The organism is Chryseobacterium glaciei (assembly GCF_001648155.1).
In the GTDB taxonomy this organism is placed as follows: Bacteria; Bacteroidota; Bacteroidia; order Flavobacteriales; family Weeksellaceae; genus Chryseobacterium; species Chryseobacterium glaciei.
The window spans coordinates 1,077,382-1,095,049 of record NZ_CP015199.1 but is presented as its reverse complement, the minus strand read 5'-3'; the positions used below and the strand labels follow the sequence as shown (position 1 = coordinate 1,095,049).

General features: G+C 31.4%; 19 protein-coding genes and 6 tRNA genes. 24 read left to right on the top strand and 1 reads right to left on the bottom strand.

What is annotated here, in order from left to right; translation table 11 throughout:
• Positions 1 to 4: 4 nt before the first annotated feature.
• The 11 genes from A0O34_RS04845 (at position 5) to A0O34_RS04810 (ending at position 6,808) form a co-directional block, all read left to right on the top strand.
• On the top strand, positions 5 to 1,327 hold the full coding sequence (locus A0O34_RS04845; RefSeq protein WP_066751927.1) for a hypothetical protein: 1,323 nt from the start codon (positions 5 to 7) through the stop codon (positions 1,325 to 1,327).
• 1 nt (position 1,328) lies between these two features.
• Positions 1,329 to 1,754: a hypothetical protein gene (locus A0O34_RS04840; RefSeq protein ID WP_066751924.1), complete on the top strand. Its 426-nt coding sequence runs from the start codon at positions 1,329 to 1,331 to the stop codon at positions 1,752 to 1,754.
• Positions 1,755 to 1,920: 166 nt separating this feature from the next.
• On the top strand, positions 1,921 to 2,082 hold the full coding sequence (locus A0O34_RS22565; RefSeq protein ID WP_228394353.1) for a hypothetical protein: 162 nt from the start codon (positions 1,921 to 1,923) through the stop codon (positions 2,080 to 2,082).
• Positions 2,083 to 2,264: 182 nt separating this feature from the next.
• Complete coding sequence (locus A0O34_RS22300; protein ID WP_157885951.1) at positions 2,265 to 2,420, top strand: hypothetical protein; 156 nt, start codon at positions 2,265 to 2,267, stop codon at positions 2,418 to 2,420.
• Complete coding sequence (locus tag A0O34_RS04835; RefSeq protein ID WP_066751921.1) at positions 2,417 to 2,764, top strand: hypothetical protein; 348 nt, start codon at positions 2,417 to 2,419, stop codon at positions 2,762 to 2,764. The genes A0O34_RS22300 and A0O34_RS04835 overlap by 4 nt, the downstream gene beginning before the upstream one ends.
• 192 nt (positions 2,765 to 2,956) lie before the next feature.
• Entirely contained in the window at positions 2,957 to 3,700 is a 744-nt protein-coding gene (locus A0O34_RS04830) for a hypothetical protein (RefSeq protein WP_066751918.1), read from the top strand.
• Position 3,701: 1 nt separating this feature from the next.
• Entirely contained in the window at positions 3,702 to 4,256 is a 555-nt protein-coding gene (locus A0O34_RS04825) for a hypothetical protein (RefSeq protein WP_066751915.1), read from the top strand.
• Positions 4,257 to 4,259: 3 nt separating this feature from the next.
• Positions 4,260 to 4,436, top strand: coding sequence for a hypothetical protein (locus A0O34_RS22295; protein ID WP_157885950.1), 177 nt, complete (start codon positions 4,260 to 4,262; stop codon positions 4,434 to 4,436).
• Between the two features lie 152 nt (positions 4,437 to 4,588).
• Positions 4,589 to 5,302: a DUF434 domain-containing protein gene (locus A0O34_RS04820; RefSeq protein ID WP_066751906.1), complete on the top strand. Its 714-nt coding sequence runs from the start codon at positions 4,589 to 4,591 to the stop codon at positions 5,300 to 5,302.
• Position 5,303: 1 nt separating this feature from the next.
• Positions 5,304 to 5,954 carry a hypothetical protein gene (locus A0O34_RS04815; protein WP_066751903.1) on the top strand — a complete coding sequence of 217 codons (651 nt, stop codon included), beginning with the start codon at positions 5,304 to 5,306 and terminating at the stop codon, positions 5,952 to 5,954.
• A 68-nt stretch (positions 5,955 to 6,022) separates the two neighbouring features.
• Positions 6,023 to 6,808, top strand: coding sequence for a TatD family hydrolase (locus A0O34_RS04810; protein WP_066751900.1), 786 nt, complete (start codon positions 6,023 to 6,025; stop codon positions 6,806 to 6,808).
• A gap of 57 nt (positions 6,809 to 6,865) precedes the next feature.
• On the opposite strand, the gene deoD is transcribed toward A0O34_RS04810, so the two are convergent.
• Positions 6,866 to 7,576 carry a purine-nucleoside phosphorylase gene (deoD, locus tag A0O34_RS04805; RefSeq protein ID WP_066751897.1) on the bottom strand — a complete coding sequence of 237 codons (711 nt, stop codon included), beginning with the start codon at positions 7,574 to 7,576 and terminating at the stop codon, positions 6,866 to 6,868.
• 112 nt (positions 7,577 to 7,688) lie between these two features.
• On the opposite strand from deoD, the gene A0O34_RS04800 reads away from it, so the two are divergent.
• From A0O34_RS04800 to A0O34_RS22285, 13 genes are all read left to right on the top strand, one after another.
• On the top strand, positions 7,689 to 8,078 hold the full coding sequence (locus tag A0O34_RS04800) for a VOC family protein (RefSeq protein ID WP_066751893.1): 390 nt from the start codon (positions 7,689 to 7,691) through the stop codon (positions 8,076 to 8,078).
• Between the two features lie 322 nt (positions 8,079 to 8,400).
• A complete protein-coding gene (locus tag A0O34_RS04795) occupies positions 8,401 to 9,042 on the top strand; it encodes a hypothetical protein (protein ID WP_228394352.1) in 642 nt (213 codons plus the stop codon).
• 175 nt (positions 9,043 to 9,217) lie between these two features.
• Positions 9,218 to 10,351 (top strand): AAA family ATPase, encoded by a 1,134-nt coding sequence (locus A0O34_RS04790; protein ID WP_066751890.1) that lies wholly within the window; start codon positions 9,218 to 9,220, stop codon positions 10,349 to 10,351.
• The gene (locus A0O34_RS04785; RefSeq protein ID WP_066751885.1) at positions 10,324 to 11,067 is read left to right on the top strand and encodes a hypothetical protein; all 744 of its coding nucleotides are present in this window, start codon (positions 10,324 to 10,326) and stop codon (positions 11,065 to 11,067) included. Before A0O34_RS04790 ends, A0O34_RS04785 begins: the two co-directional genes overlap by 28 nt.
• Positions 11,058 to 13,457: a hypothetical protein gene (locus tag A0O34_RS04780; protein ID WP_066751882.1), complete on the top strand. Its 2,400-nt coding sequence runs from the start codon at positions 11,058 to 11,060 to the stop codon at positions 13,455 to 13,457. The genes A0O34_RS04785 and A0O34_RS04780 overlap by 10 nt, the downstream gene beginning before the upstream one ends.
• Positions 13,447 to 15,090, top strand: a complete 1,644-nt coding sequence (locus tag A0O34_RS04775; RefSeq protein ID WP_066751879.1) for a hypothetical protein — start codon at positions 13,447 to 13,449, stop codon at positions 15,088 to 15,090. Before A0O34_RS04780 ends, A0O34_RS04775 begins: the two co-directional genes overlap by 11 nt.
• The gene (locus A0O34_RS04770) at positions 15,083 to 16,105 is read left to right on the top strand and encodes a tetratricopeptide repeat protein (protein ID WP_066751876.1); all 1,023 of its coding nucleotides are present in this window, start codon (positions 15,083 to 15,085) and stop codon (positions 16,103 to 16,105) included. The genes A0O34_RS04775 and A0O34_RS04770 overlap by 8 nt, the downstream gene beginning before the upstream one ends.
• A gap of 843 nt (positions 16,106 to 16,948) precedes the next feature.
• Positions 16,949 to 17,021 (top strand) — tRNA-His (locus tag A0O34_RS04765).
• Positions 17,022 to 17,118: 97 nt separating this feature from the next.
• Positions 17,119 to 17,192, top strand: a tRNA-Ile gene (locus A0O34_RS04760).
• Between the two features lie 7 nt (positions 17,193 to 17,199).
• Positions 17,200 to 17,273 (top strand) — tRNA-Lys (locus A0O34_RS04755).
• Positions 17,274 to 17,369: 96 nt separating this feature from the next.
• A tRNA-Arg gene (locus A0O34_RS04750) sits at positions 17,370 to 17,443 on the top strand.
• Between the two features lie 7 nt (positions 17,444 to 17,450).
• A tRNA-Asp gene (locus tag A0O34_RS22290) sits at positions 17,451 to 17,522 on the top strand.
• 68 nt (positions 17,523 to 17,590) lie between these two features.
• Positions 17,591 to 17,662, top strand: a tRNA-Pro gene (locus A0O34_RS22285).
• Positions 17,663 to 17,668 lie beyond the last annotated feature (6 nt).

Sequence of the window (17,668 nt, the reverse complement as noted above, 5' to 3'; positions counted from 1 at the left end):
TAATATGGAAAAAAAAGGTAATTTTTTAGAAATATCTAAAAATTATAAAATTTCTTCAGAAGAAATAAATATAGATTCTAAAAAGGATAATCTAAGATTAATATCTGATAAAAAAGTAATCATTCAAGGAGAAGAAAATGGTGTTTTTCATAAAAACTATAATTCAAATTTAAATAAAGAAAAAAATAAAGAAAAATCTGCTTTTTATGAAACTGATGGACATTACAGTACTGTTTATTTGGTTTGTTTAATGCTAGGAATGCCCGAGGATAAAGCAGAGGAATTAGCTATCGCAACTGAGAATCCAGATACAGATGTACATAGTGAAACTGATTTTCAACTTGATGAAACTTGGGGATATCCAGGAAGCCAAAAAGAAATACATTCATTAACAGGAGGTTTTCATGGAATTGAAGAGTTATTAACTGCATTAAAATTTATCTATTTAAAAAGTATAGGTAATGAACAAGAAACTATCAATAAATTAGGAGAATTACTTCATAGATTTGGAGATACTTATGCGCATACAAAATTTGATAATATCAAGCCATCTGATTTAGCTAAATATGATTTGGCCAATAAACCTGAAAATGTTGAAAAAGCAATAGAAAGTTGGAAAGGTAAAGCTGGAAAAGAGCTTAGTAAGGATATAGAACCTTGGATTAAATTTATTAATTATAATGTTACTAAATATGGCTATTCTTTTTTAACAAATGAGACTTATCAGAGAGAGTCAATGAATGGTAGGACATTAAAGCAATATCTTTTGATTATTTATTTACAAAATCCAGAGGATAAATATATAATGTACGGAACTAGATTAGGTTTTTTTACTAGAGAACACCTCATAACAGATGCAGGATATCCAGATCTTATATATATGAGACCTGAATGGTATCTTTGCTATGTAAAAAATTTAGCTTGGATTATTTCAGTTCGATTTAAATTAGAACATAATAAATTAAACATAAAACTATTTGAGCATATGGTTGAGTTTGCAAAGAATAATAAATGCTCTATGAAAGGAATTATTGATTTTGAAATAGCAAAGATTAGAAAAAAACAAGAGGTATATATTCCTGTATTTTATTCTAGAATGGATAGAATACTTGCTTCAGCTGATGCAATAGTTAATACTGATTATTTGGCGAATGCATACGCTGTTGTAGAAAATACTAAAAAATATATTAAAGAAAATAATATGATTATTTTAAATGATGGAAAAGAGGTTCACCATGGTAATATAAAGATTCATAAGAAACCTAATGGGAATTTTTATGAATTTGAAAAGTATGATGAAGATTATTTTATAATAAAATTTAAATAAAATGATAATAAATTTTTCGCAAATCGTAATTTTAATTTTAATTATTACGGTTATTTTATTTTTATGGATTAAATATAAATTACATTTTATAACTAATTTTTTTATCGGTGGAATACTTTTAATGCTTTTGTCTAGCTTAAAATTTTTTAGCTTCAATGGTAAGCTGGATATTCTATCGATGGTTTTGATGACTATTTTTTATATTATATTAAACATATCTACTTTATTCATTTATTTATTTAAAGATAAAACCAAAAACTATTTTGTCATTCCAGCTATTTCATTTGCAATTATAATTATTTTTGAATTTTTGCTTATTGATCCAGGTGAATATAATTTATTTAAACTAGGAATTATTACTCGCTTATTTTTATCATTTTTTCCTTTGTTAATTCTTACATATTATTTTAAATTTTTGAAAAAATAATTTTAAAACCAGTAAAGAAATATCTGTGATTTTGAATCTCAACCTCATTTATGCTGAAAAACCTTTTGTGTCGGGAATGGATTACAATGGTTCAGAAACTCTTATCATACATCTGGAAATGATAAAAAAGTAATTCATACGCGCTCAGGAACGAAGATTATTTTGAATGATGCAGAAAAGTTCTGTTTTCATAGAAGATCCGACTGGAAATACGTATTTGATGGATGGAACGGGGAATATTAATGTGAATGCGCCGAATGATATCACTTTTACGGCGGAAAAAAACATGAATATCATTATCTTAAAACATGGGAATATCAAGATATAAGTGTTGAAAACGAAGAGTTTAAAGAAACTACAGATCATGAAATTGGGCATGAGCTTCTACAAGCTTATGGAGGAACGGTTTATTCTTGGCAACATAAAGGAAGCTCTTATTATTTACCTCAAGATACTAAACCTACAAAAGGAAATGAAACAGTATGGGACAAAGTGTCACATTGGAATGAAATGAAAACAGATGGAGAAGATTATCCTTTATCTGGTGAAATTGATGTTATGAAATATTATAATAAAGAACCAAGGATTAAAGATAGAACTAGAATGGTAGCTGCTGAAAAAGATGTTCTAGGATTACTTTGGTTAACTAAACTAAAAATAAAATGAAAAAATTAATTTTATTACTAATATTTATTATTTTATCGTGTGCAAAAGATACACAAAGAGTCGCTATGGAATGTTACGTTTATGATTCCACTACAAAAAAACCTGTTGAAGATGTAGAGATTACCCAGCAATTAGATGGTGAAAATGTTATTGTTGCTAAAACTTCTGCAAAAGGTTATTTTAAAGTAACAAGATCAACCAAATTAAGCTTTGGAATGGAAACTCATAATTTAGCAAATTTATTTTTTTTAAAAAAGAATGGATATTTAACCGATACAATTGAGACCTCTGGTGGTGCAAATGACTTATATAAGCAAGATTCAATATTTTTAAGAAAATTATAATTTGAGATATAAATATCCTGAAAGAAATTAACATTTTCAATTAATTGCAGTCGCTTTTTTTAATAAAATTTTTTTTAAACTCTCAAGAATAATCTTTATTTAATATTATGAAATCTTTTCTAGCAGGAATAGTTTTTCATTTTATTAGCGAGACGGAAAAGTAGAAATGCAATTGCCGTTCACCAGCTTAAAATGAAAAAACTAGCTTTCAATGATGGAGTTGTAAGAACAAGGAGCAAACTCTATACTTATACAGGATTTGATAATGCAGGAGAAGAATATACTGTACAACGAGCTTCAAATTACGGATTTAAAAATCGAGCAACTGGAGAAGTTGTTACGTCAAAAGGAATTAGTCAGTTAGATTATTTTAGAGAAACTAATATTTATAGTAAAGTTGCAAAAATAGGTCTTGAAGTTTTAGAATGTATAGCGTTTCTTGATTTAGCAAAATTCATATCAGGAAATGGAGAGCAAGGTCAATTACCAGGTCCTATTCCTGCACTAGACTTTATTATAGGTTTAATGATTGAGGATACAAAAGAGCAGATTAAGAGTATGACTGACGAAGCCATTGCGAAAACTCTAGATACTGCAAAAAATCTTGGGATAAGAGGGATAGAAGAGTTTATAGGACTTAATGCTAATGATTTGTCTTTTTCTACAGGAAATGTACAGGATAATAAAGTGAAAAAATATGAAGTTATTAATGTAAGTCAAGATATTTTAGAAAAATTATTATCTGGGAAAATTAGAAAATATGAACAATTAAATAAAGCAGTAGTTTTGCAAGAAAAATCGGATAGAAATGAGTGGACTAAGGCACAAACTAAACCATACATTTCTTCAAATAAATATCTCATACTTTATCGTTGGGAAGATGATGAAAAGATTAATGATAGAGTTGCTATTATTGAAACCATTTTTATAAAATAATATGAAAAAAAGATACGTTAGTTTATTGATTATTATTTGTATATCTCTATTTGAATGTAAAAGTAATGATCAATTTATTGTAAAGCAAATAAGTACAAATAGTATACTTTCAATCAGTGAAAATTACAAAGAGCTAGAAAGTGATAAAGTTTTAGTGCGCTATCCTTTAGAGTTCATAATAAAAAAAAATCCTGAGGTTGATTTTTTATTAATACAAGCAAAAATTGATAATAAATTACAATCTCAATTTAATGATTATTTAATTTTAGATGAAAATAATAAAGTAATTTATAATTTTCAAAAAAGTAAATTAGATAAAGATTTAAAATTTAAAATAATTTTTAATTACCTTCCTGTTTCAAAAAATGACTTAAGCGGAGAGCAGTTGATATTATTTAATTCACTTAAAAGAGGTGACTCGATTATAATTCAGGAAAACGAACCTATCATAAAAAAAATTAAGTATGACTTAAATAAGAAAAATGATAGTATTATTATTAAAGCATTTTCTAAAGATGATAAATTAACCGAAAAAAGATTCAAAGTAAATTGGTGATTTATGATAACAGAAAATTTATTAACAGTTAGAAAACAATTTGTATTTATTTTAAACTATGCCGTTGATATTGTAAAGAAAGATTATATTGATTCTGAGGATTTAGTTTTATTCTCAAAAGAAGTAAGGAGTTTTAATGAATGGTTAGATACTATAGAAATCCCCGAATGGAGTTCCTAACAAAGTTAGCAACTCCAATATATTATTTTTGTGCTCCTGTATTTTTTTTATTAAATATTCTTTCATTTTTTATTTTAAAGCAAAATAGAACACAATAATCTTTATCAAAAATTCATAGTTCAAATTCTAAATAAATCTTTTTACATTTGACCATGAACAACAGAAACCGCGGCAAAAACACAGGCGACGACACACTATTCGGAGCAGAAAAGCAAATTGACAAATTAAAATTGGCCGTTCACGATATGAATTATCTTTTAAGCAGAGATTATGCTGAAAGAGCGAGTTCAGAATTGGTTGGAAATCGCTATAAATTAAAAACCAGGCAAATTCAGGCGCTTCGTGGTGCTTCTGCATCGGAAAAACAGATTCAAAATAGAAAATTAAAACAGATTGAAGCATCAGATTTAAAAGATAAAATCATTTATTTGGATGGCTTTAATATTTTAATTTTGTTGGAAAGTTTACTTTCGCAAGCCTATATTTTTAGAGGTCTTGATGGTTGTTATCGCGACCTTTCCGGTGTTCATGGAACCTATAAAAGAGTTAATCAGACTCAAAAAAGTATAGAATTGGTTTCTCAGTTTTTTCAAAAGACAAAACTTCAAAAATTAGTCTGGATTTTCGATAAGCCCGTCTCCAACAGCGGAAGAATTAAACAAATTATTCTCGAATTTGCTCAGGAAAACAACCTCAATTGGGAAGTTGATCTACAATTCAATCCCGATAAATTTTTAGCAGAAAATGCCGAAATCATAGCTTCTTCCGATGCATGGATTTTGGATCACTGCAAAAAATGGTTCAATGTAATTGATTATTTAATTCAGGAGGAAAAACTTTCTGTTAATCTGATTAAAATGTTTTAAAATGAATCTGTTTGAAAAATATATTCCATTCCTTTCAACATCTTGGAAAGAAAAATACTATCCGATTTTATCGTCAGAGCATCTGGAAATTTTATCAAAAAATATTCAGAAATATAAAGACAAAACTATAGATTGGGATTTGCCTTATTTTAATGAAGAAATAAAAATAGACCGTGATAAAAGTTTTTCTACATTCATCAATATTCTTGAAACTGATGATTCAGATGAGATTATCGCTCAACAATTACAGGAAATTCCGTTCGAATATTGGCTGGATATTTTAGGTCAAAGACTAACTTCAGCAAGTATTCGGGATGAACATGCAATTCCTCCTTCTAAAGATGCTTTGATTGAAAGTTGTATGAAATCTTTTAATGATGAAATCACCATTGCCCAACGCGCTTGGGAAAAGCATGTCGGAAGAATGGATGATCTGTTTTGGGGTGAAGTGAAAGGAAATAATCAACAAAAACAACAAAAAGTAATGGAGAAAATTAATTATATCATCAACAATCAAACGTGGTGGAATGTTTTTTTTCACTACAAACATGAATTGGTTTTTGAGATAAGAGAAAAAGACGGTCACGGAATTCGTTGGAGCCATGGCGGAACTCAATTGATTGGTTTTCTGGAAATTTTTATTAATGAATAAAAATATTTTTTACTGCGTAAAAAGATTGCGTACTTGTGCTTTAGCTTTGTCAGCTAAAATTTTAAAATATGAACACTTACATCGATATTGGCATTAACCTGACCAATAAACAATTCCACAACGAACACGAAGAAATTATCAACCGAGCGTTGGATAATGGAGTAGAGCAAATGATTCTCACAGGAACAAGCGTCCGCGGAAGCAAAGAATCAGCAGAGATTGCAGAAGATTATCCTGAAATTTTATTTTCAACCGCAGGAATTCATCCTCATGATGCAAAATCTTTTAACAATGAAAGCATCAACGAACTTCGAAAATTATTAAAACAAGACCAAGTCATATCGGTCGGAGAATGCGGACTGGATTTTGACCGCGATTTTTCACCAAGACCCACTCAGGAAAGATGTTATCGCGCTCAACTCGAATTGGCCATTGAAGTTGACAAACCTCTTTTTCTTCACGAAAGATCTGCGTTTAAAAGATTTAACGAAATTATCGATGAATATCTTTCAAAACTTCCCGAAGCGGTTGTTCATTGTTTCACAGGAACTTTGAATGAAGCAAAGATTTATTTAGATAAAGGATTTTATTTAGGATTTACAGGAGCGATCAGCGATGATAAAAGATTTAAACATTTGGAAGATGTCATTAAATATGTTCCTCTTGACCGAATGATGATCGAAACAGATGCACCATTCATGCTGCCGAAAAATATGCCGAGAACACAAAACCGCCGAAACGAACCATCCTATTTGCCTTATGTTGCACAAACAATTGCAAAATTAAAGAAAGTAAGTATTTCCGAAGTTGCGGATGAAACGACGGAAGTCGCCAGAAAATTTTTCAGAATATAGAAAAGAGCTCTACAAATTAATGTAAAGCTCTTTTTATTTTATAGCATTGCTTTTTGTTTAGATGCTTTTCCAAGCAGCTTCCAAAGCAAGTTCGATCATCGGTTTCAAAGCAGTTTCTCTTTGATCAGCCGAAATATTTTCGTGAGTCGGAATAATATCAGTTACGGTAAGAATCGTCGCTGCATTTTTTCCTAAATGTTTTGCATTAGCGTACAATCCAAAGGCTTCCATTTCAACAGCCGGACAGTTATATTTCGCTGCAATTGCCGGAACAGCCTGATCTTTTCTGTAGAAAATATCACTACTGTGAACGTTGATGGCTTTTGTTTTTAAAGCTAATTCTTCCGCAGTTGCGTTAATCGTGTCAAAAATATTTCCTTGATGAGAAAGAATTTCATCTTCAATTTCCCATGCATATTTTGCGTAGGTGCTTTCACTTGCTGCATTTTCAACATTTAAAATATCAAAAGTTTTCAAATCTGTTGTATACGCTCCACAAGTTCCGATTCTGATGATTGTCTCCACTTCATATTCTGTGTACAGCTCAAAAGAATAAATTCCAATGCTTGGAAATCCCATTCCGCTGGCTCCTACAGTGATTTCTTTACCTTTATAAAGACCGGTATAATAAAAAATACCTCTTGTTTTACTTACTAATTTTGCGTTTTCTAAAAAGTTTTCTGCAATATACTGTGCGCGAAGCGGATCCCCCGGCTGCAATACAACTTTAGCAATTTCTCCCTTTTTTGCACTAATGTGGATACTCATAATTTTATTTTGAATGGCACAAAGATAGCAAATCTGTGAAAAGTGAATTGTCAATTTGTGCTACTTGTCAATTTATAAAAGACAATTATTATCTTTATGTAAAATTAAAAAAATGAAGATAGAGCATATTGCTATTTGGGTTAGAGATTTAGAAAAAATGAAGGAATTTTATCAAAAATATTTTGGTGCAACTTCCAATGAAAAGTACCATAATCCTGTGAAAAACTTTGAGTCATATTTCTTAAGCTTTGAAAATGGTTCACGATTGGAGATCATGACAAGACCAGATATTCAGGAAGGAAACAATTCATACGACGCTCAGAAATTTGGAATTGTGCATCTTGCATTTTCAACAGGAAGCAACGAAAAAGTTGACGCAATTACAGAAACATTGAGAAATGACGGCTACGAAATTGTCGGAGAACCTCGCACATCCGGCGATGGTTATTACGAAAGTGTAATTCTTGATCCGGAAAATAATATTGTTGAGATCATAAATTAAAATATTTCGAAGGGTGGAAGGAGTCTGTAGTAAACTTATGGAAGTAAAGAAATCGTAAGATAATTTTTATCATTACTCATTTTTTGGAGCTATTTCCCGCTTTCCACTATATCTTTTTTGTTACGGCCTCCGCTTCGCTCCGGCCGCAACAAAAAAGGATGTCGTTCCAATCGGGGCTAAAGTATTGTAAAAAAAGCTGCTTAAATCAAACCTAACAGGTTTTCAAAACCTGTTAGGTTTCTTATCCCGAACTGAAATTAATTAACAATTAACTTGCGACGCAAAATTCACAATTCACAAATAATATTTTTATTTTTGTTAGATGATGGAAAATACCTCCCCATTTTTAGACACCTTATTTCTTCTTCGAAAAGATGAATGCATCACGATTTTTGCAGATATAAAAGAAATCTCAAAAAAGGAAGAGCAAGACGCATCCGATTATTTTGAAACGGAATTTGAAAAAGAAAGACTGGAATTTTTATCTGATGAAATAAACTGCAACAAAGAAACAGCAGTTTGGGCAGGAAAAGTATTATATCACAGTGCTCAATTGTATTTAATTCGTAGAGATACAGCAAAGGATTTAAATGAATTAATTCCATCATATAAAGGAACAAGAGACATTTCTTCCATACTATCTGCGGATTTATCATTAAGATTTTTACCGCAAATTGTTGAAGGATTACAGACTGCAGATGCAGAAGATCCTTTGATTAAAATGTTGGAAAGTATTTTATCAGAATTTCATTATTCAGCAATCGGATCTGATATTGATATAGAAAAAATAAATTGGGAAGAAGAATTAAAAGACAAAACCTACCGAAAACTATATCTCGAAAGAATTGTAGAAAAGAAAGCATATAAATTGGCGGAAATTCCGTTTATTAACAAATTATTGATTGCAGAATTTGGACTGCATAAAGATACTTTTTGGAGAGAATTAAAAAATGTAAACAGTTAAAGAAAATTGACATAATTGAACAAACCTCTGTGTTCTTTGCTGAGTGAAACGCCTTTGTGAACTTAAAAACAGTTAATAGTCAAAAAACCTTTGGGTGCTTTGCGTTAAAAAAAGCATTATTCAGGAAAGAAAGCACTCTTTACATTAGAAAAAAAATATAAAAACTGAGAAATCAATGACTCAAAATATAAATAAATTAAACACAGTTCTTAATTATGTAAAAGACACCTTCGTCGGCAAAAACGACGTAGTCGATTTACTGGGAATCTGTATGTTGGCAAGAGAAAATGCTTTTTTGTACGGCCCTCCGGGAACGGCAAAATCTGCTATTGTAAGAACCTTGGCAAAAACTGTGAAAGACGGTAAAAACTTTGAATATTTATTAACTCGTTTTACAGAACCGAATGAAATTTTCGGACCTTTTGATATCAGAAAATTAAAAGATGGCGAACTTTTAACCAATACAGAAGGCATGATGCCGGAAGCGTCAATGGTTTTTCTTGATGAGATTTTCAATGCTAATTCTGCAATTCTGAACTCACTTTTGACGGCCTTGAATGAAAAGATTTTCAAAAGAGGAAAAGAAACAAAAAATCTTCCTGCGCTAATGTTTGTGGGAGCAAGTAATGTTCTTCCTGAGGATGAAGCTTTGAATGCGTTGTTTGACCGTTTTTTGATCAGAATTAATGTCGATTATGTACATCCGGATCTTCTCCAACAGGTACTTTTAGCCGGAAGAAAACTGGAGAATAACATTGACACCGAAACACCTGAAATTCTTTCAGATGAGATCAGAGAACTTCAGAGTTTATGTAGAAATATTGATTTGAAACCTATTTATGAAGTGTACCTAAATACAATTATCAGCCTTAGAAATACTGGGATTGCAATTTCTGACCGTCGAGCGGTAAAACTGCAAAATTTAATTGCAGCAAGTGCTTTAATTTGTGGAAGAAATGAAGCTATTCTTTCTGATCTTTGGGTGTTGAAACACATTTGGGACACCGAAGAACAGATAGAGATTCTTGAAGGAATCATCAACAGAACAATTGAAAAAGATGAAGATCCTAAATCTCATCCACAGGCTTTGCAAAACAAAACGCCGAATCCTGAGGAAGTCATGAAAGATGTAAAAATCTTAATTGATAAATGGGATGGCGGTACTTTAAGTTTTGAAGAGCAAAATGTTATTAAAGATAAATTAAGATACCTTCAAACCCGATGCGACTGGATCAGAAATCCTGAGCAAAAACAATACATTCAAAAAGAAATTGAAAGTCTATGGCAGAAGATTCTTCAAACCGTATAAAAGAATTTTGGGCAGAACTTCCCCGAGCTGATGAAGATTTTTTGGGATCCATTCGTGACTGGAAAAATGTTCAGATTGCTTTGGAAGAAGATGTAATCTGGTTGAAAAATTTTTCCGATGAACAAGCTGATTCTGCGGAAATTCAGCAATTGCCCAACTTTTTATTATATGAATTGCGAGACGGATTATTATTCCGAAAAGATGCTTTGGTTCCAACTAAGAAAGTGAGAACGGCTTTGCTGTGGTCACCAATTGATAAAGCTTTACGTTTGAATTTTCCACCTTCCAATCATAACTTTTTTGGAATTGATGAAAAAGTAGTGGTTAGATTAAAAACAAGCGAAGAAGAGCAACCCGCAATTGCTTTATTAAGCTCAATATCAGAAATAAAAAAAGTGATTGTTACTTTTCCAAAATTCAAATTAGATAAAATTGAATGGATTGTAATGGAAGATAAAGCCTTATTTCTCGGAACTCCTTTATTAAGTTTTCCAGGAAAAACATATTGGACGAAAGACGGACATCTTTTGCCAACAGGTTTTGATTTTGAATTTAAAAATTTAAGTTCATTACTTCAAAAAAAGTATAATGAAAATGAAGGCCAATGGCTTGTGTGGAATGAAGACGGAAGTTATGTTTCAATTAATAAAAATGATTTCCGAAAATTGTCGGTAAGCTCGTTTCGTCTCACTGAAAAAACGCAAGAATGGATGTAAAAGAATATTTTCAGTCATATGAGCATTATTTCTGGGAATGGACAACTGATGAAGATGTTCCTGATAATACTGGATATAATGAAAACAATCTTATTTCGATCCCGAATGTAGGGGTTATAGCTTATAGACTTTATATTATTGAGATTTTGGAAGAATTGCAACAAGAAGGATTTCCTCCTTTTGGTTCTTTTCTTCTCATTTTATACGCTATTCAAGATGGATATCTTAATATGGATGGTGTATATTATCATTTGAAAAGACAAAAAGGGAAACCTTTTGGAAAGGATGTTTCAGTTAATGATATAGAACTTGCTATTAGTTTTTTAGAAAATTTAAATAATTTAGAAAGTGTACTCAAAAAAGGTCAAAATAAAATAAATCTCTTAAATACTATTTTTAAAGACTGTCACAATAAAATTTCGCAGATTAACTCTAAGTTAATTATTAAAAAATTTGAAAGAAGTCCAATTATTATCGGTGAATCTGCAAATAAAAAGCTTTTGACCAAAAACGTTGTAAATCGAGATATTACAACGCTTGCATTACTTCATAATAAATTTCCCACGGTAAAATCTATCATTGATGCAATGATTAATGTGGTAGATCTTCCCGAATTGGATGAAGAAGTTATACAAGATGAAACCACCATTGAAACCAATAAAGACTTTATTCAGGAATTAATTGAAGATCCAAAAACGTTTCAGGTTGGGAGCTTAATTAAAAGAATTTGGAGTGGTCTTAAAATCCCAATGAGACATCTTTCTCCTGGTGAACAACCGATTGGAGGAATTTCTGATATGACCAACAAAGGCGAGTTATCAAAAATGCTTTTATCTGAATTTGCTAATGAAGATGAGATTTTCATGAATCGGGTTGCCAATAATGAAGCCTTGTACATTCAGCGTGAAATTCCGCCTGAGGAAAATATTTTTGAAAGAATAATTTTAATTGATACTTCCCTTAAAAATTGGGGATCACCAAAGGTTTTGGCTTTTGCTTCAGCTATCGCAGTGATCAAACACCCGAAAGCACATTCTGAATGTAAAGTTTTTGCTTTGGGGCAAACAAATGTGGCGATTTCTTTAGATAAAGTGGAAGAAGTGGTTGATAATTTAAATCAGGTTAGTCCGGTTTTAGAAGTTTCACCAGCTTTGGATAGATTTTTTCAGGAGGAACATAAAGAAAAGGACCTGGAGGTTTTCTTCATTACCCATCAGGAAAACTTGGCTAACGAAAATATTCAACGAACGATTCATGAAAATAGAGACCGATTAAAATTTTTAGTCACCACTTCGGCGGATGGAGAATTAAATTTCTACAAACATCATAAAGGAACAAGAAAGCATATTCAAAAAGTACTTCTTCCTTTAAAGGAATTATGGGCAAACCCACCACAGAGGAGAAAGAATAGAGAGAATGATATTTCGTCCAGCGGTAAAAGAACGGATCTTCCACTCAATTATCCGATTTTATTTCCAATGCCGACTCATAAAATTGCTCAATTTTTATATGAAGGTGAATTTTTTATTTTAAGCAATAAAAAGCAATTGTTAAAGACTTATCTTTCTGATAATTATTACAGTAGAGATTATTATGACTATTACAAGACCTATCATGGAAGTGAAGTTCTAATTGAAGATATTTCTGTAAAACCTAAAGGACAGTTTGCTTTAGCGAAAAATAAACAGCAGCAATTTATTCTCTGTCAATATCAACCAGATAAGAAGTTGATTTCTAAATTAAATTTAAATACAAAAGAATATTCGGAGCAGAATTTGACAGGGCAAAACATTCCTGCAGATTCAAGACTGATTTATTTTGGCAGAGGGTTTTACTTATTCAATGCAGAAATGTCTTCAATTTTCAAAATAAATATCGATGGAAATATCTCTATTGAATCCGTAAAAAACGATGCTGAAATTCAAAAAAATGATACAAAAGCATCGGCAGAAGCTTCAAGATTAAATTATAATGGAATTAAAATAGTAGGTAATTTCAGCAAAATTGGAATTAATACAAAGGATAATTTAGTTGTTTCCGGAAATGAATTAAATAAGAATTATGAAAATTCAATAAATTTCATCAAAAACAAGTTTGATATTAAAATTTTCGCTGAACAAAACAAAAATAAATTTACTTTTCCTGATGGAAGCGAGATCATTACAGATTCCCGCGGAATGTTGACCTTTAAAAGCAGTAACGGAAATATTCCAACATTTTATATACCTTCTACAGAACAGGGCTTCCTGTCATTGTCGACCAATGTAGAATTTGGAGGGTCAGAATATTATCTGCCAGAAAATACGTTGTTGAAAGTGAAAAAAATGGAGGATATGTATTCTGATTATCTGGAGAAATTTATTAATCAAATTTTGGAATATGGAGCTTAGAATTAAACCTTTTCCGAAAAATAGTTATCCGAAAAAAGGACTTTTAATAAAAGGTTCTTCCCCATTTATATGGCTTCACGAGATGGAAATTTTAGGAATTGATTTAAACCAAATTCAATCATTTCCGATTCCTTCCAACGAACCGAATATTTTGTATGGCTGTTTTTTAATTTTTGATCAAAATATACCAACCGAAATTGGAAAAAATTCTTATTTCCAATGTTTTGATAATAAATTATTCATTCCTGAAAACACGATTTTCTATCCTAAAATAAATCCTGAAGACTGGCAAAATATAGATGCTGAATATCTTATCATGCATCCGGAATTTGGTTTGGTCAAGTTATCAGAACAAATCGATTGGATCTCATTAATTCAAGATACTGAAAAACCAAATATTGCTGTCCGAAAACCATCAAATGGTGTAAAAATTCCTCAGAAAATTGAGAGCTATACCGTAGAAATGGATGATGAAAAAATTCTGGAAGCTCTTCAAAAGCCTCAGACAGAAGAGGAGTGGATGAAAAATCTGCCTTTTGATATGAAGAAAGTAATGGCAGGGAATAAAAAGGAAATTGAAAAGTATTTATTATACATTGAAAAATATCCTGAGAGAGCTGTTGAACTTGGAGTTCCTTTAGATATTATGGGAACTTCTAGAGGAAATGGATTTGGGAAATTTAAATTCGGTGATAATTGGTTTGGAAGATTATTCGGAAAAAATGATGAATCTTCAACCAGATCTGGAAAAAATTATCAGTGGATAATTTGGGTGTTTTTGATCGTAACCGCAATTGCAAGATCTACTTTTAACTCTAATAAAGAAAAATATGTAGTTGATGGACAAAGTGCCGGGAAAGTAATGAATAAACTTCCTGAAAATACCGTTGCCTTTGAATCCGGAGTCACGGAAATTGATATGAAAGTTGATTCTATGTATGGAAGAGAAAGGGTGAGATTAATGAATAGTTATAAGGAGGCTATTTCAAAACCTTCAGCAAAAAAATGGTTACCCGATATTGAAAAAGATATAAAGAAATTTAATACGAAACAAAATACAGCAAGAGATTCTCTTAAAACAATTTACAGTAAAAAGATTACAAAACATATTGAAAGCAGGTCTGAAAATATTAAACGAAAAATTTCAGATTCATTAAAAAAAGTTGGTTCAGGAAAACCTGCCAATGAAGGAATTGTACGAAGTATTTGGCATAAGAAAAAAGTATTGATGGCAGATTCTTTAGGCCGTCTTTACGGGACTCTTGATTTCCCTCCAATGCGTCATGCATTAGAAACAACCACGGACGTTTCCTCCAAAGAAAATGATGCCAAAAAAGATGTTTCTTTTGTAGAAATTATTTGGCTGATTATTTTTATGACAGGCGCTGTAGGGCTTTATTCATTTGTTCTAAAGAAAAAATCAATGAACATAGGTGGTGGAAATCTACCCACAGGCATTAAAGTTTTTTTGATGATTGTTCTTCTTGCCATGTTGATGTATATTTTTTATCCTCTGATAGAATCTTTTGGGTACAATTGGTTTGTCTGGATTCTTATTATCAGTGTCATTCTTCTGCTTTACCGTTTGTTTGCAGAAGATAAATCAATTTTAAAATCAGACGAAAATGAATAGGCAGAAGTTTATAGATAAATTTTTGAGATGCCTTTTAATTTTGGCTGTCCTCAAGATCATTGGAATATTCGCTCAACTTTTCCATCAAAGCTTTTGGAGCGTTGTCGGGACTTTATTTTTGTTTCTGATTATTGCTTTTATTGTATTTTTTGTGATTATTGGTTTAAAAGATAAAGAGAAGGATGCGAAAAATTCTGGAAGAAAGGCTTCAGGAGGAGGTGGAACTTTCTATTTAGAAAATTCACTTTTTGATAGGATCAGAAGTAAATATGAAGAACTTGCTCAAAAATATGTCGATGAAAAAGACTACCTAAAAGCGGCAAAGGTTTATATGAATTTGCTTCAAGATAACTATCGTGGAGCAAAGACATTAGAGGACGGCGGTTTTTATAATGAAGCAGCAGTAATTTATCTTAAAAAATTGAAAAACAAATCGGAAGCTGCAAGCTGTTATGAAAAAGCAAAACAATATAGAAAAGCGATTGATCTTTATAAAGAACTGGAACAAAAAGAAAAAGTTGGGGATTTATACATTGAAATTCATGATATCAAAAATGCCCATGCCTATTATCAAATGGTAGTTGATGATTATGTAAACAACAATCAAATGGTAAAAGCGTCTTTAATTTATCGCAAAAAAATGGAAACACCGGAAGCTGCTCAACAAATTTTATTAAAGGGTTGGGAGGAAAATAAAGATGCTTTTAATTGTCTTAATAATTATTTCGCCAATATTTTTGATGTGAAAAAATTAGAAAACGAAATTCAAAATTTATATAAGAAAACTCCATCTGATAAAAAGAATATCTATCTGGAAGCCTTGAAGTATGAATTTAAAAAAGATGAAAAACTGCAATCAACAACAAGAAATATAGCTTACGAAATTATAGCAGAAAAAGTGAATACCCATTCTGAAATTGTCAATGAACTGAAACATTTCAATCCAAAAGATGAGATTATATTGAAAGATATTTCCAGGTTTAAAACTGGGAGGAATAAAATGTTTAGAAATTGATGATCATCAAATAAAAAATTCCCGTCATTGCGAACCGAAGGTGAAGCAATCTAAATCAAAATAACCTGAGATTACTTCTGCGCTTTGCTTCTCACAATAACAAAATAACTAACAAATTAATAAAAAGATTTATCTTTGCGACAACAAAATTATGACAAAACAAAGAGCACATATCAGTTTAAATCTATGCGATCGCCCGTCAATAAAGGGATCGTTTGGATATGAATGGATGTTATCGAATGAAGCGAAATGTGCTTGCTTTGGAAATTATTTACTGTAAACTCGTAAAAATTTAATCAAAATACCACAAAAACGCTTCAACAATCGAGGCGTTTTTTGTGTTTTTAGGTCAGAAATTATTTAGAATGAAAAAAAATAACCATAAAAGTGAAAATTATTTAATCAACAATGAACATTTAATACGATAAATAAGCGTGATAGGTAAACCCGATGAGAGACAGTCATTTAGGTAATTAAAATATCTGTAAAATATTACGGACAGAAATTCTCCACTCCAAATATCAAGTTTAATTAATTGATTTTCAATTAGTTGAAATAAAAATAAATTTGCGAGTTAAAAAAAATCACATTTACTTTGCAACCGAAAATTGAAAGCAACAGAGTTTCAACATTTCAAAAACTTTTTAACATAACAAGAATATAATGAAACAATTACATAACATATCTAATCAGTATTCAAGACTACACGGACAAGAGCCGATGGGATGTGCATGTATTCTTGATAGTGAATTTGTGGATAAAAGGTGCTTATATAAATGCGTCAGTTAATGAACTGATACGTCAAAATATAGAGCGCCTCCCAAAAAGAGGCGCTTTTTTTATGGTTTCTTTAGCTTATTTGGTAAAGCGTCGGTCTGTGGCACCGGAGAACAGGGTTCGATCCCCGGAGAAACCCAAAAATGTGAATGGTCAATAGTAAATTTTATTTCATAAGTGAATTAAAATTGACAAGCGAAGTGATTGACAATTAACAATTCACAAGTTTAAAAAATAATCGCATAGCTCAATTGGTTGGAGCATCGGTCTGATACGCCGAAGGTTGAAGGTTCGAGTCCTTCTGCGATTACAAAAATAATCTCATAGCTCAAATGGTTAGAGCACCGGTCTTTTAAACCGGGGGTTGAAAGTTCAAATCTTTCTGGGGTTACTAAAAAGTGAATGGTCAATGGTGAATTTTACTTCGTAAGTGAATTTAAGATTGACAAGCAAAGCGAATTGAGAATTCACTATTCATATTAACTAAGGTTCCGTGGCTCAATTGGATAGAGCATGGGTTTTCTAAACCCGGGGTTACAGGTTCGAGTTCTGTCGGAATCACAAAAAAGGTCTATTGAGGTAATGGCTAACCTGCCTGACTGTCGCTCAGGCACTGCGAGTTCGATTCTCGCATAGACCGCAAAGATTCATGGATAATTTCCGATCCGACTGTCTCTCGGAAAAGAATTTTGAAGTGAATCTGCAAAACTGGAAAGATAACGGTGGTTGTTTACCCGTCTTGGACGCGGGAGGTCGCAAGTTCGAATCTTGCTTTCCAGACAATTT

Excerpts from the sequence above, each read along its gene's own strand:
- A0O34_RS04845 (WP_066751927.1), top strand. The coding sequence starts at position 5 with ATGGAAAAAAAAGGTAATTTTTTAGAAATATCTAAAAATTATAAAATT.
- A0O34_RS04840 (WP_066751924.1), top strand. The coding sequence starts at position 1,329 with ATGATAATAAATTTTTCGCAAATCGTAATTTTAATTTTAATTATTACG.
- A0O34_RS22565 (WP_228394353.1), top strand. The coding sequence starts at position 1,921 with ATGATGCAGAAAAGTTCTGTTTTCATAGAAGATCCGACTGGAAATACG.
- A0O34_RS22300 (WP_157885951.1), top strand. The coding sequence starts at position 2,265 with ATGAAAACAGATGGAGAAGATTATCCTTTATCTGGTGAAATTGATGTT.
- A0O34_RS04835 (WP_066751921.1), top strand. The coding sequence starts at position 2,417 with ATGAAAAAATTAATTTTATTACTAATATTTATTATTTTATCGTGTGCA.
- A0O34_RS04830 (WP_066751918.1), top strand. The coding sequence starts at position 2,957 with ATGAAAAAACTAGCTTTCAATGATGGAGTTGTAAGAACAAGGAGCAAA.
- A0O34_RS04825 (WP_066751915.1), top strand. The coding sequence starts at position 3,702 with ATGAAAAAAAGATACGTTAGTTTATTGATTATTATTTGTATATCTCTA.
- A0O34_RS22295 (WP_157885950.1), top strand. The coding sequence starts at position 4,260 with ATGATAACAGAAAATTTATTAACAGTTAGAAAACAATTTGTATTTATT.
- A0O34_RS04820 (WP_066751906.1), top strand. The coding sequence starts at position 4,589 with ATGAACAACAGAAACCGCGGCAAAAACACAGGCGACGACACACTATTC.
- A0O34_RS04815 (WP_066751903.1), top strand. The coding sequence starts at position 5,304 with ATGAATCTGTTTGAAAAATATATTCCATTCCTTTCAACATCTTGGAAA.
- A0O34_RS04810 (WP_066751900.1), top strand. The coding sequence starts at position 6,023 with ATGAACACTTACATCGATATTGGCATTAACCTGACCAATAAACAATTC.
- deoD (WP_066751897.1), bottom strand. The coding sequence starts at position 7,576 with ATGAGTATCCACATTAGTGCAAAAAAGGGAGAAATTGCTAAAGTTGTA.
- A0O34_RS04800 (WP_066751893.1), top strand. The coding sequence starts at position 7,689 with ATGAAGATAGAGCATATTGCTATTTGGGTTAGAGATTTAGAAAAAATG.
- A0O34_RS04795 (WP_228394352.1), top strand. The coding sequence starts at position 8,401 with ATGATGGAAAATACCTCCCCATTTTTAGACACCTTATTTCTTCTTCGA.
- A0O34_RS04790 (WP_066751890.1), top strand. The coding sequence starts at position 9,218 with ATGACTCAAAATATAAATAAATTAAACACAGTTCTTAATTATGTAAAA.
- A0O34_RS04785 (WP_066751885.1), top strand. The coding sequence starts at position 10,324 with ATGGCAGAAGATTCTTCAAACCGTATAAAAGAATTTTGGGCAGAACTT.
- A0O34_RS04780 (WP_066751882.1), top strand. The coding sequence starts at position 11,058 with ATGGATGTAAAAGAATATTTTCAGTCATATGAGCATTATTTCTGGGAA.
- A0O34_RS04775 (WP_066751879.1), top strand. The coding sequence starts at position 13,447 with ATGGAGCTTAGAATTAAACCTTTTCCGAAAAATAGTTATCCGAAAAAA.
- A0O34_RS04770 (WP_066751876.1), top strand. The coding sequence starts at position 15,083 with ATGAATAGGCAGAAGTTTATAGATAAATTTTTGAGATGCCTTTTAATT.